Source organism: Rhodoferax ferrireducens, assembly GCF_003347515.1.
Classification (GTDB): Bacteria; Pseudomonadota; Gammaproteobacteria; order Burkholderiales; family Burkholderiaceae_C; genus Rhodoferax.
In genome coordinates, this window is the sequence record NZ_QEII01000256.1 from 66682 (window position 1) to 78996 (window position 12315).

A 12315-nucleotide genomic window follows, 5' to 3' on the forward strand; every position below is an offset into this window, starting at 1 on the left:
TATTCAAAGCATCACTCAGAACCTCAGCTAGCGCATGTGCTTGAACATCTTGGCCTTGAATGATTCGATGATGCTCAGGCGGCGCGGGCCGGGCACCAGTTCAAACGACTCCCCGGCGCCGACGGGTCCGGTCTGATCTACCGCCAGGTAAAAACCACAGAACCCGCTTTGCGCCATGGTCTTGACCGCAGCGTTGAAACCCATGGCCGCGTTGAACTTGTAGCAAGGCTCGCGCGGTTGCGTCACCCGCAGTTCGCAGTTAGCGAACCTGAGCACATCGCCCACCCAGACGTCGGTCTCCAGCAGACCTTGCAGTGTCAGGTTTTCGCCAACCGAGCCAAACGGCAAGGCCTCGTCGATGCCAGTCAGCCCGGCTTGGGTCCGGGCCTCGCGCCAGAACGGGTAGTGCTCGCTGGGGTAGGCGTAGACGGCTTTGTCCAGCCCGCCATGGACCGACAAATCGGCCTGTTCGTCGCCGTCCAAGCCCAGGGGCATGACTTGAACCGCGCCTACAACCGGCAGTTTGTGAATCGCCGTCAGGATGGACCGGTCATTGATTTGAACGCGGCGCGCCGGGGCGGTCTGGAGGCTGAGGAGTGTGGGCATGGAGGCTGAATCTTTGGGACGGATGCACTATTTTCCACCCAGGCCCATCGACCGCGTAATCACCTCTTTCATGATCTCGTTGGTGCCGCCGTAGATGCGCTGCACGCGGGCGTCGGCGTAGGCGCGGGTGATGGGGTATTCCCACATGTAGCCATAGCCGCCAAACAGCTGCACGCATTCGTCCATGACCTTGCACTGCAAATCGCTGCACCAGTACTTCGCCATGCTGGCGGTGGCCGTGTCCAGCGTGTTGGCCAGCAGCAGTTCGATGCATTTATCAACAAACACGCGCGCCACCTGCACCTCGGTTTGCAGTTCGGCCAGGGTAAAGCGCGTATTCTGGAATGTGGCGACGGGCTGGCCAAAAACCTTGCGCTCTTTCACATAGTCCACCGTCCAGTCGATAGCGGCCTGCGACGCAGCGACGGCGCCAATGGCGATTTGCAGGCGCTCCCACGGCAGTTGCTCCATCAGGCAGATGAAGCCCCGATTTTCCTGCGCCGGCCCGCCCAGCAGATTGGCCGCCGGCACGCGCACATTGTCAAAAAAGAGCTCGGACGTGTCCTGCGCTTTCAAACCCAGTTTTTTCAACCGTTTGCCCACCGAGAAGCCAGGCATGCCGCGCTCCACCAGCAACAAGCTGGTGCCCTTGGCGCCGGCGGCCGGATTGGTTTTGGCCACCACAATCACCAGATCGGCGTGCCAGCCGTTGGTGATGAAGGTTTTGCTGCCGTTGAGCAGGAAACAGCCATCGGTCTGGCTCTGGCTGCCGGAGGGGCTTACCTGCCCGGAGAGGCTGGGTTGCCAGATGGCCGTGGCCTTGATGCCCTGCAAGTCCGAGCCCGCAGCCGGTTCGCTCATGGCAATGGCGCCAATCATCGCGCCGCTGGCGAGCAAGGGCAGGTACTTTTTCTTCTGTTCTTGGGTGCCGTAGTGCAGGATGTAGGGCGCCACGATCTCGCTGTGCAGGCCGTAGCCGATGCCGCTAAAGCCCGCGCGCGCCAGTTCCTCCATCTGCACCACCGAAAACAGCTTGTCGGCCCCGGCGCCGCCATATTCCTCGGGCATGGTCATGCACAAAAAGCCGTTGTCGCCGGCCTTGTGCCAGACAGCGCGATCCACGTAGCCCTGCTCCTCCCAGTCGGCATGGAAAGGGGCAATTTCCTTCTCCATGAAGCGGCGAAAGCTGTCACGAAAAGCTTCGTGCTCTGGGGAAAAAAGAGTTCTCTGGATCATGGTGTCACCGGGTTGACAGTCAATAGACTATTTATACAAATCATTTGCTTTGCGTAAAGAATATACTGCTTTGCGGCATTTTGCTGTCAAGAATTTACTGAAGCCCACGCTCAACTGGAGATGCCATGACCGAAGCATTTGTGTATGACGCCATCCGCACCCCGCGCGGCAAAGGCAAAAAAGACGGCAGCTTGTTTGAAGTCAAACCGGTCAATCTGCTGGCCGGGGTGCTGACCGAGCTGCAGCGCCGCAACGACTTCGACACCGCCCAGGTGGACGATGTGGTCATGGGCGTGGTGTCGCCGGTGGGCGAGCAGGGTTCCGTCATTGCCAAGATGGCGGCGCTCAAGGCCGGTTGGGACTTCACCTGCTCCGGGGTACAGATCAACCGTTTTTGTGCGTCCGGCCTGGAAGCGGTCAACATGGCAGCCCAAAAAGTACGCTCCGGCTGGGAAGACCTGGTGGTGGCGGGCGGCGTAGAGAGCATGAGCCGCGTGCCGATTGGCTCGGACGGCGGCGCCTGGGCCATGGACCCGGAAACCAGCTTCGCCACCGGCTTTGTGCCCCAAGGCATTGGCGCCGATTTGATTGCCACATTGGAGGGCTTTTCGCGCCAGGATGTGGATGCGTTTGCGCTGGTGTCGCAACAGCGCGCGGCCCACGCCCGTGAAAGCGGCTACTTCGAGCGCTCGCTGGTTCCGGTGAAGGACATGCTGGGGCAAATCATTCTGGCGCAGGACGAGTTCATCAAGCCAAACACCACGCTGGAAGGCTTGGGCGCGCTGAAGCCGGCGTTTGAACAGATGGGCGCCATGGGTTTTGATCAGCTCGCCATCACCCGCTACCCGCAGGTGGCGCGCATCCAGCATGTGCATCACGCCGGCAATTCGTCCGGTATTGTCGATGGCGCTGCCGCAGTGCTGATTGGCTCCGAAGCCGCCGGCAAGACCCACGGCTTCACGCCCCGCGCCCGCATTGTGGCGGCGGCATTGAGTGGCGCCGACCCCACCATCATGCTGACCGGCCCCATGCCGGCCGCGCGCAAGGCGCTGGTCAAGGCCGGTCTCACCATCGACCAGATTGACTTGTTTGAAGTGAACGAGGCTTTTGCCGCCGTGGTGATGCGTTTCATGAAAGAGATGCGAGTACCGCATGACAAGGTCAACGTCAACGGTGGTGCCATCGCCATGGGCCATCCGCTGGGCGCCACCGGTGCCATGATTCTGGGCACCCTGATCGACGAGTTGCACCGCCGAAAACTCCGCTACGGCATGGCCACCTTGTGCGTAGGCGGCGGCATGGGCATTGCCACCATTGTGGAGAGAATCTAATGAAAACCATCCGATACGAACTGCAGGACGGCATTGCCACGGTCACCTTTGACCAGCCCGATTCACCCGTCAACACCATGTGCCTGCAATGGCAGGAAGACCTGTCGGCACTGGCGGCGCAGGTCGTCAAGGACCAGGACGCCATCCAGGGCATCATCCTGGCCTCCGCCAAATCCACTTTTTTTGCCGGGGCTGACCTCAAGGCGGTGATGCGCCTCCGACCCTCGGACGCCCCTGCCGTGTTTGCAGAAATTGAACGGGTCAAGAAGAACTTCCGCACGCTCGAGACCCTGGGCAAACCGGTGGTGAGCTGCCTCAACGGCACGGCTCTGGGCGGCGGCTGGGAGGTGGCGCTGCTCGGCCACTACCGCATTGCCATTGACGAGCCGAAAACTAAATTCGGTCTGCCCGAAGTCACGCTCGGCTTGCTGCCCGGCGCCAGCGGCGTCACCAAGATGACGCGCCACCTCGGCCTGTTGGGTGCACAGCCCTACCTGATTGAAGGCAAGACCTTCTCGCCGCAAGAGGCGAAAGGCTTGGGGCTGGTGCACGCGCTGATCGCCCCGTCCGACGACGCCGCCACCGAGATGCGCACTCAAGCCCTGGCCTGGATTGCCGCCAACCCCGGCGCACAGCACCCGTGGGAAGACAAGGACTACAAGGTGCCGGGCGGCACGCCCGCCAACTCCAAGGTCGCCAACCTGCTGGTGTTGGCACCGGCCATGCTCAGGCAAAAAACGCGCGGCCTGTACCCAGCCCCCGAGGCCATCCTGGCCTGCATGGTCGAAGGCCTGCAGGTGGACGTGCCGACCGCCCTGCGCATCGAGAGCCGCTACCTCGCCAAGCTCATGACCGGCGGCAATGCGCGCGCAATGATCAACACCTTCTTCTTCGACCTGAATGCCGTCAAGAGCGACCCGGCGTTGAACCGGCAGGCCGCCAACGACGTTTTTACCAGCCGCGTCTTCGCCGCCTACGCAAGCGAAGGTGTGGCCATGTGGAGTGAAGGCATCCCGGCTGCGGCCATTGAAAATGCGGGCCTCCAGTGCGGCATGCCAATGGGTCCACTGGCCAGGCTGGACAAAGCGGCGCTGCCTGCACATCCACAGCTTGAAGAACTCGAGACCCCCTGGGACATCACCGAGCTGAAAGACCGCCTGCTCTACCGCCAAGCCATCGAGACCGCGCGTTGCCTGAATGAAAACGCGCTGACCCGCGTGGCGGAAGCCAACATCGGCTCCATCTTCGACATCGGCTTTCCCGCCTGGACCGGCGGCGCCCTGCAGTTCATCTACGGCATGGGCATTGACGCATTTGCCACGCGGGCCAACGAACTGGCAGCCCGCTTCGGAGCCGGCTTTGCACTGACTGACGAGGTCAAGGCCACCCTCCAGCGCTGCCAGCCCGTCTATTGACATGCAGGACCCTCAGACACCACTCATCTTCCTGTGTAATAACGGGTAGCACAAGAAAGCCTGCCCCTTATGTTGTCTCGCCTGCTACGCCGCCTGCTACTGGGCCAAGTCCTGGCCGGTGCCCTGCTGGGCTGGCTGATTGCCAGACGGACGGACACCTCACCATGGATTGCCGCTGTCACGGCCTTGGGCTTCCCCCTGGTGATGGTGCTGCTGGTGGCCAGCACGACCGCCATCCTGTCACGCGCGCCTGGCGCCAACGCTTTGTGGTGGCGTTCGCTATTCAGTGATTTTGTGGCGGTCATCCGGGTTTTCCTGCTCCAGCAGCCGTGGGCCGTAGCCCCGCCTGGCGTGATGCCCGCCACGGCTGCCCCGCCCCGCCGCATACCCGTGCTTCTGGTGCATGGCTACCTGTGCAATCACCGGGTGTGGGATGTCATGGCCCCGCGGCTGCGTGGCGCCGGGCACCCGGTGTTGGCGCTTGACCTGGAGCCCCTGTTCACCTCCATCGACCGCTATGTACCCCTCATCGAACAAGGCGTGGCGGAACTGTGTCGCCAGACAGGTTCAGACAAGGTCGTCCTCCTCGGCCACAGCATGGGCGGGCTGGTCATCCGGGCCTGGATGCGCACCTACGGCACGAGCCGGGTGGCCCGCGTCATCACCCTTGGCACACCGCACGCCGGCACGCGCATGGCCGCCCGCAGTCGGACCGACAACGCCAGGCAAATGTTCTTGCGCAGCCCCTGGCTACAGGATCTGGCGGCCAGCGAGACAGAACCGACCCGCAGCCTGATGCGCATAGGCATCACGCCGCAGGACAACATCGTTTATCCCCAGCGCGAACAGGTGCTCGAAGGTGTGCCGGTCACCGTGTTTGACGGCCTTGGCCACCTCGATCTCTGCCTCAATGGCGCTGTCATTGCCTGGGTGTTGCAGCAGCTGGAAGACCCGGCGCTTCGCTAAGCCACAGATCCCGCCAAGACCTCACAGGAGTTACCCATGTCACGCATGAAGAAGCTGAAAGCGTCGATGACCCAGTTTCCCGACATCGACGCACCCTCGATTTGGCTGCTGGCCCTGGAACAGCGTGCCTTCTGGGAGTTCTGGGCCGGTGTAGCCAGTTTCAAGCCGCTGCAACTGTTGGCGCCGCAAGGCGATGGGCACCCGGTGCTGGTGATTCCCGGTCTTGGCGCCTCGGACACGTCAACCGTCCTGTTACGCAAGTTTTTGGACGACCTGGGTTATGCCACCTACCCCTGGGATCTGGGGCGCAACAAGGGGCTCAAAGAAGAAGGCGCCGAGTTGATGCGGCAACGGCTGAAAGTCATTTTCGATCAGCATGGACGAAAAGTCAGCGTGATCGGCCAGAGCTTGGGCGGCGTGTTTGCCCGTGAATTGGCCCGGTTTGATCCCGACAAGGTCCGCCAGGTTATTACGCTGGGCTCGCCCTTCACCGGCCATCCGCTGGCCTCGACGGGCACCCACCTGTACGAATGGCTGTCCGGCGACCGGCTGGAAGACCTGGACTTCAACCAGCACCTGGCCATGCGCGTCAAGCCACCGGTGCCGACGACCTCGATCTACAGCAAACTCGATGGCGTGGTGGCGTGGGAATGCTCGATCGAAGAGGGTCAGCCTGAGGGCGAGAGCATTCATCTGCGCGGCAACAGCCACATCGGCATGGGCAGCAGCCCGGGCGCCTTGTACCTGATTGCCGATCGCCTGGCGCAGCCCGAAAACGACTGGAAGCCGTTCGAGGCCAGTGGTGTGGCGCGACTTTTCTATGGGACGGACAGCCATCGCAACGCTTCCGGCACGGTCAAGCGCTAGCCCGTGGCGCGCTCGCCAGCCGGCCCCCCGCATCGTATAAGCTAGCAGCATAGCCCTACCTTTGTAAGCACCATGACCGACTCGACCGATAACGAACAGTACTTCACCCAAGCCGTGGCCGAGTTGGGTGAAAAACAACCCGTTATCGCCAGTTGCGCCATCTTCAATGCCAACGGCGTGAAGATCGTCGACAAAGGGACGACGATCAACCTGGGCTTGTACGAACGCCTGATGCAACACAAATTGTCGGCACCCATTGAAAGTTGTGTGAGCAGCAGCAATACGGTGACGGGAAAGTCCTTGAGAGTCAGTGCAGAAGCGATCTTGAATGAGATCCCGTTCTTTGCGCGAATGGCCCCCGACACCAAATCGCGCAAGCTCTTGCTCGACGCCCTTGAAACCATGCCCCTGCCGGCGCCCATCGCGTTTCAGCTGACCATCGCACGCGATGTCCATCCGGAAATTTACCTGCAACTGATCCGGACGGCATTGACTGCGGCTTGGCTTGCAAAAACACCTCTGTTGTCGCGCTTCGACGTCAATATTGCCAGCACAGCCGGCATGCTGCACGACATCGGCATGCTGCACGTCGACCCGCTGTTGCTGTCGCCGGAACATACGCTCAACAGCGCGCTACAACGCCAGCTTTATTCGCACCCCCTAGTCTCCACCATGTTGATCGAACGACACCATCAGTACCCCAAGGAGGTCGTGCGTGCCGTGAGTGAGCACCATGAGTACATGGATGGCTCCGGCTATCCCCGCCACCTGATCGGAGACGCTATCAGTCCACTGGGAAAATTGCTGTCACTGGCCAAAGTGGTTGCAGCCATGTTTTCGCCGGACCGGGACGCGCCGGAACTGCGTTTGTCGGTTTTGTTGCGCATGAATACCCACCGCTACGAGAACACAATGGCGCTCCAGATCATTGGCATGCTGCAGTCACCCGCGGACAGTATGACAACCCAGCTTGAGCATCTCTCCGACCCGATGCAGCTGCTGTTGAATATTGACGAGGCGCTGGGTCAATGGTCTGTGGAACTCACCAAGGACCCAAATCTGAGCGCTGCCCGACGGGAGGGACTGACGCTGGTGGCCGTCCAACTCCAGAAAATCCAGCGCGCGCTGGCCCAGGTCGGCGCGGCACCGGACCAACTCGCCTACCTGGGCAGCGAAACGCTTGACAACAACCTGCTCAACGAGATGACCCTCATTACCCGAGAAGCGGGATGGCAGTTGCGTACGGCGGCGCGCCAGACGCGGAGCCGCTGGCGCGCCGTACCCGGTGAAGCCTATCCCGCCGCCCTGCAGGCGTGGCTGGACTGTGTTGACGCGGTGATTGCCAAAATCGGCGGATTTGAAACTCTGGACCATGTAAGTGCCGAAACAGCTTGAGCCTGGCGCCCGCCCTGAATCGTTGACCGACCTGTTCTGGTCATTCACGAAGCTGGCCCTGCAAGGCTTTGGTGGCGTGCTCGCCGTCGTGCAACGCGAACTGGTGGAAAAAAAACAGTGGCTGACCCTTGAGGAATTCGTGGAAGACTGGGCCGTGGCGCAAATCTTGCCCGGCCCCAATGTGGTCAACCTCTCCTTGATGATTGGCGACCGCTACTTTGGCCTGCGCGGTGCGCTGGTGGCGCTAGCCGGCATGCTGGCCTTTCCGATGCTGATCGTGCTAGCGCTGGCAGCCCTCTTTGCCGGCATTTCGGATGCACCCGGCGTTCAGGGCGCGCTGCGTGGCATGGGCGCCGTGGCGGCAGGCCTGATTACCGCCACCGGGCTCAAACTGATCGGCGCTTTGAAGAAAAATGTAATGGGAGCCCCCGTCTGCTCGGCGCTAGGCGCTATTACTTTCGTAGCAATTGCTTTGCTGCGCCTGCCTTTGGCATGGGTGCTTCTGACGGTGGGCGGACTCGCCTGCGCTTGGGGCTACCGCCAACTTGGCCAGGTCCGCGCACGGGAGGCAGAAAAGTGAGCCTGAGTTTGACGGCCGCCGACTGGTTGGCCCTGCTGACGCACTTCATGTCATTGTCCTTGCTGGCAGTGGGTGGTGCGATTACCACGGCACCCGACATGCATCGCTATCTGGTGGATGAGCAGCACTGGTTAAGCGAGGGCCAGTTCACCTCGTCCATCGCCCTGGCACAGGCTGCGCCTGGGCCCAACGTGCTGTTTGTCGCGCTGCTGGGCTGGAATGTGGGCATGAATGCCGGCGGCGGCATGGATGCGGGTATGCACGCCTGGCTCTTTGCCTTGCTGGGCGTCGGCATTACCATGATCGGCATCCTCTTGCCCAGCACCACGCTAACCTTTGCGGCGGCGCGCTGGGGGCATCAAAACCGGGAGTTGCGGGTGGTACGCGCCTTCAAGCAAGGCATGGCACCGATCGTGATTGCGTTGCTCATCGCCACGGGCTGGATTCTGGCGGTCAGCCATGGCAGTTCGATGAAAAACTGGCCCTTGTGGCTTTTGACCGCCGTGAGCGCATTACTCGTTTGGCGCACCCGGCTGCACTTGCTGTGGTTGCTTGGCGCGGGCGGCCTGTTGGGCTGGCTGGGCTGGGTTTAAGACATCAGCTGCGCTGGCGCACGGCTTCATACAAACACACGCCGCTGGCCACGGACACATTCAGGCTTTCCACCGCGCCGCGCATGGGAATACTGACCAGCTCGTCGCAGGTCTTGGTCGTGAGCTGGCGCATGCCGTCGCCCTCCGCGCCCAAGACCAGCGCCACAGGGCCTTTGAGATCCGCCTGGTAGATGGTTTTGCTGGCCACGTCGCTGGTGCCGATGATCCAGATATTGCGTTCCTTGAGTTCATTCAGGGTACGCGCCAGGTTGGTCACCATGAAGTAAGGCACGGTTTCTGCGGCTCCGCTGGCGACTTTGGCGACCGTGGCGTTGATGCCGGCGGCGTGGTCCTTGGGCGCAATCACGGCGTGCACGCCAGCGCCATCGGCCACCCGTAGGCAAGCGCCCAGGTTGTGCGGATCGGTGACGCCATCGAGCACCAGAATCAGCGGCGCTTCACGCTCGGCCAGCGGTTTTTCGGCCTGCGCCGCTTCCAGGTTCTCCAGCAGTTCGTCCAGCGAATGCACCTGGGCCAGCTCTTGCACCCGCGCGGCCACCCCCTGGTGACCGTGGCCGCCACAAAGCTTGGCCAGTCGGATGCCATCGGCCTCGATCAGGCGGGCACCGACTTCATTGGCTTTTTCAAGAAACTGGCGCATGCGCGCATCGCGACGCGTGGGCTCGAAATAAATCTCGATGATGGATTTGGGCGCGGTTTTGAGACGGACACCGACGGCATGAAAGCCGAATAAAACTTTGGATGAAGACATGCACCAATTATCGTGGCTTGCAGGTTACTATTAAAACAATAGCTACCTGTGCACTACTGACGAGGGCTAGCGGCCTAAAATGCTTAAATTTCGACCACAACGTCAAGCACCTGCCCGGCCTCGATCGTGATGCAGCGGGCACAGCGCGCGGCAATGGCGCGGTCATGCGTCACCAGCACCAGGGTGGTGCCGAGCTCCAGGTTGAGGTCAAACATGAGTTCCATCACTTTTTCACCGGTGGCAAAGTCCAGGCTGCCGGTGGGCTCGTCCGCCAGCAGCACAGCCGGTTTGACCACGAACGCACGCGCCAGCGCCACCCGCTGCTGCTCGCCGCCGCTCAAGACCTTGGGGTAATGGCCCAGACGCTCCGACAGGCCCACGCGGGCCAGCATTTCGGTGGCCGCCTTGCGCGCGTCGCGCCTGCCGCCCAGCTCCAGCGGCAACATCACGTTTTCCAGCGCGGTGAGATTACCGAGCAACTGAAAACTCTGGAACACAAAACCCACTTTTTGCGCCCGGAGATAAGCACGCTGGTCCTCGTTCATGGCAAACAAGTCCTGGCCCGCCAGGCGAACAGTGCCGCGCGTGGGCGTATCCAGACCCGCAATGATGGACAGCAGCGTGCTTTTGCCGGAACCGGAGGCGCCAACGATGGCTACGGTTTCCTTACGGTTCAGCACAAAATCAATATCGCGCAAAATGTCGAGAGTGCCGGTGGAATCCGTGACCGACTTGAAAACATGCTCGACGGAAATAATTGAATCAGACATGAGGCTTTCTTTGTATCGACGTAACTTGTACCGACGACACTTTATCGCGGCGGGCGTACTGGCTGCTCTGGCGGGGACTTGGCCGGCGGCGGGTGCCGCCATTGCCGCACGACCTGCCGGAACCATCCTGGTGGTGGGCGACTCCCTGAGTGCAGAGTATGGCCTCAAACGCGGCAGCGGCTGGGTTGCGCTGCTGGAGAGCAAGCTCAAGGCCGAAAAACTACCAGCCACCGTGGTCAATGCCAGCATCAGCGGCGACACGACGTCTGGCGGACGCTCGCGCCTGGCCGGCTTGCTGGCGCAGCACCAGCCAACCCATGTGATCATCGAGCTGGGCGGCAACGACGCCTTGCGCGGTTTGTCCTTGCGGCTCACCGAAGACAACCTGAACCAGATGACGCAGGCAGCCCAAAAAGCCGGAGCCCGGGTGCTGCTGATTGGCATGCAAGTGCCGCCCAACTATGGCAAGGATTACGGCGCGCGCTTTGCCGCCCTGTTTGCGGACGTGGCCAAAGCCAACAAGGCGGCCTTGGTGCCCTTCCTGCTCAAGGGCATTGCCGATGCGCCGAACGGAACGGCGGGGAATTCAGACGACAACACACGTTTGTTTCAGGCCGACCGCATTCACCCTCGGGAAGAGGCCCACCCCGTCATGCTGGCCAATGTATGGCCTGAATTGAAAAAGTTGCTGAAATGAGCCTGAGCACCCTGCCCGCGACCGAAGTCATCCAGCGCCTGCATGAATTCGATACCGTTATCGATGCGCGTAGCGAGGGCGAGTATCTTGAGGACCATCTGCCCGGCGCCGTGAACTGGCCCACGCTCAACAACGAAGAACGCCGCGACATTGGCACGCTGTACAAGCAGGTCAATGCCTTCGAGGCCAAAAAACGCGGTGCGGCCATCGCAGCCCGCAATATTGCCGGCCATATTGAACGCGAGGTCATCGACAAGCCGAAAGACTGGAAGCCGCTTGCCTACTGCTGGCGCGGCGGCAAACGCAGCGGATCGTTGTCACTCATCCTGTCCGAAATCGGTTTTCGGGTGACGCTGGTCGAAGGTGGCTACAAGGCTTTTCGGGCCGCTGTGGTGCAGGACATTCCGCGCTTGGTGGCTGCGCAGGACTGGCGCGTCATCTGCGGCACTACTGGCTCGGGAAAAACCCGGCTGTTGCAGGCGCTGTTGCAACAGGGGGCACAGGTCATTGATCTGGAAGGCCTGGCCTGCCATCGCAGTTCGGTGCTGGGCGCGATTCCAGGGCTGACGCAACCGACCCAAAAGCGCTTTGATACGCTGGTGTGGGACGCCTTGCGCGGCCTGGAGCCCAACCGACCGGTTTTCATTGAGAGCGAAAGCAAAAAAGTGGGCAATGTGGCAGTGCCGACCTCGCTGATCGAGGCCATGCGCGCAAGCCCTTGCCTGAACCTGGTGCTGCCGGATGCCGAACGGGTTGCCCTGCTGATGGAGGACTATGACTTCTTTGTGCGTGACGTCGAACATTTCTGCAATCGCCTGCAGGTATTGACCGATTTACGGGGCAAGGTCGTGGTCGAAGGCTGGAAAGCCTCAGTCCGTGCCGGGCACATCGAACCGGTGGTACGCGAACTGCTCACGCAGCACTACGACCCGACTTATCTGCAATCCATGCGGCGCAACTTCCAGCAGTTTGAGGACGCAAAAATAATAGCCCCCGACGACCATTCGACGGGGGCTATGGCAGTATTGGCGGAGCAATTGATCAGGGAGACGGTCAGCGCGATGCCTCTTTAGTCAGCGGCAATGTG

General features: G+C 61.4%; 13 protein-coding genes. 9 read left to right on the forward strand and 4 right to left on the reverse strand.

Going from position 1 to position 12315, the window contains the following annotated elements; all coding sequences use genetic code 11:
* Positions 1 to 27: 27 nt before the first annotated feature.
* Both C5P05_RS08965 and C5P05_RS08970 read right to left on the reverse strand, forming a co-directional pair.
* Positions 28 to 606, reverse strand: coding sequence for an MOSC domain-containing protein (locus C5P05_RS08965; protein ID WP_114969496.1), 579 nt, complete (start codon positions 604 to 606; stop codon positions 28 to 30).
* 27 nt (positions 607 to 633) lie between these two features.
* On the reverse strand, positions 634 to 1842 hold the full coding sequence (locus C5P05_RS08970; protein ID WP_114969497.1) for an acyl-CoA dehydrogenase family protein: 1209 nt from the start codon (positions 1840 to 1842) through the stop codon (positions 634 to 636).
* Between the two features lie 125 nt (positions 1843 to 1967).
* Here C5P05_RS08970 and C5P05_RS08975 point away from each other — a divergent pair, with 125 nt between their 5' ends.
* The 7 genes from C5P05_RS08975 to C5P05_RS09005 all read left to right on the forward strand — a co-directional run bounded on the left by C5P05_RS08975 (position 1968) and on the right by C5P05_RS09005 (position 8989).
* Complete coding sequence (locus C5P05_RS08975; RefSeq protein WP_114969498.1) at positions 1968 to 3173, forward strand: acetyl-CoA C-acetyltransferase; 1206 nt, start codon at positions 1968 to 1970, stop codon at positions 3171 to 3173.
* A complete protein-coding gene (locus tag C5P05_RS08980) occupies positions 3173 to 4588 on the forward strand; it encodes an enoyl-CoA hydratase-related protein (protein WP_114969499.1) in 1416 nt (471 codons plus the stop codon). Before C5P05_RS08975 ends, C5P05_RS08980 begins: the two co-directional genes overlap by 1 nt.
* A 69-nt stretch (positions 4589 to 4657) precedes the next feature.
* Complete coding sequence (locus C5P05_RS08985) at positions 4658 to 5554, forward strand: esterase/lipase family protein (RefSeq protein WP_114969500.1); 897 nt, start codon at positions 4658 to 4660, stop codon at positions 5552 to 5554.
* Between the two features lie 36 nt (positions 5555 to 5590).
* Positions 5591 to 6421 carry an esterase/lipase family protein gene (locus tag C5P05_RS08990; protein ID WP_232834409.1) on the forward strand — a complete coding sequence of 277 codons (831 nt, stop codon included), beginning with the start codon at positions 5591 to 5593 and terminating at the stop codon, positions 6419 to 6421.
* A gap of 72 nt (positions 6422 to 6493) precedes the next feature.
* A complete protein-coding gene (locus C5P05_RS08995) occupies positions 6494 to 7816 on the forward strand; it encodes an HD-GYP domain-containing protein (RefSeq protein ID WP_114969501.1) in 1323 nt (440 codons plus the stop codon).
* The gene (locus C5P05_RS09000; RefSeq protein ID WP_114969502.1) at positions 7800 to 8396 is read left to right on the forward strand and encodes a chromate transporter; all 597 of its coding nucleotides are present in this window, start codon (positions 7800 to 7802) and stop codon (positions 8394 to 8396) included. The genes C5P05_RS08995 and C5P05_RS09000 overlap by 17 nt, the downstream gene beginning before the upstream one ends.
* The gene (locus C5P05_RS09005; RefSeq protein ID WP_269813913.1) at positions 8393 to 8989 is read left to right on the forward strand and encodes a chromate transporter; all 597 of its coding nucleotides are present in this window, start codon (positions 8393 to 8395) and stop codon (positions 8987 to 8989) included. The genes C5P05_RS09000 and C5P05_RS09005 overlap by 4 nt, the downstream gene beginning before the upstream one ends.
* A 4-nt stretch (positions 8990 to 8993) precedes the next feature.
* Here the strand turns inward: C5P05_RS09005 and rlmB are convergent, their stop codons facing one another.
* Together rlmB and C5P05_RS09015 are read right to left on the reverse strand one after the other, a co-directional pair.
* A complete protein-coding gene (gene rlmB, locus C5P05_RS09010; protein WP_114969504.1) occupies positions 8994 to 9761 on the reverse strand; it encodes a 23S rRNA (guanosine(2251)-2'-O)-methyltransferase RlmB in 768 nt (255 codons plus the stop codon).
* 83 nt (positions 9762 to 9844) lie between these two features.
* Entirely contained in the window at positions 9845 to 10531 is a 687-nt protein-coding gene (locus C5P05_RS09015; RefSeq protein ID WP_114969505.1) for an ABC transporter ATP-binding protein, read from the reverse strand.
* Between C5P05_RS09015 and C5P05_RS09020 the strand changes: the two genes are divergently transcribed.
* Positions 10530 to 11228 carry an arylesterase gene (locus tag C5P05_RS09020; protein WP_114969506.1) on the forward strand — a complete coding sequence of 233 codons (699 nt, stop codon included), beginning with the start codon at positions 10530 to 10532 and terminating at the stop codon, positions 11226 to 11228. The two genes, C5P05_RS09015 and C5P05_RS09020, sit on opposite strands and share 2 nt — an antisense overlap.
* Positions 11225 to 12301 carry a tRNA 2-selenouridine(34) synthase MnmH gene (mnmH, locus tag C5P05_RS09025; RefSeq protein WP_114969507.1) on the forward strand — a complete coding sequence of 359 codons (1077 nt, stop codon included), beginning with the start codon at positions 11225 to 11227 and terminating at the stop codon, positions 12299 to 12301. Before C5P05_RS09020 ends, mnmH begins: the two co-directional genes overlap by 4 nt.
* The last annotated feature ends 14 nt before the right edge of the window (positions 12302 to 12315 follow it).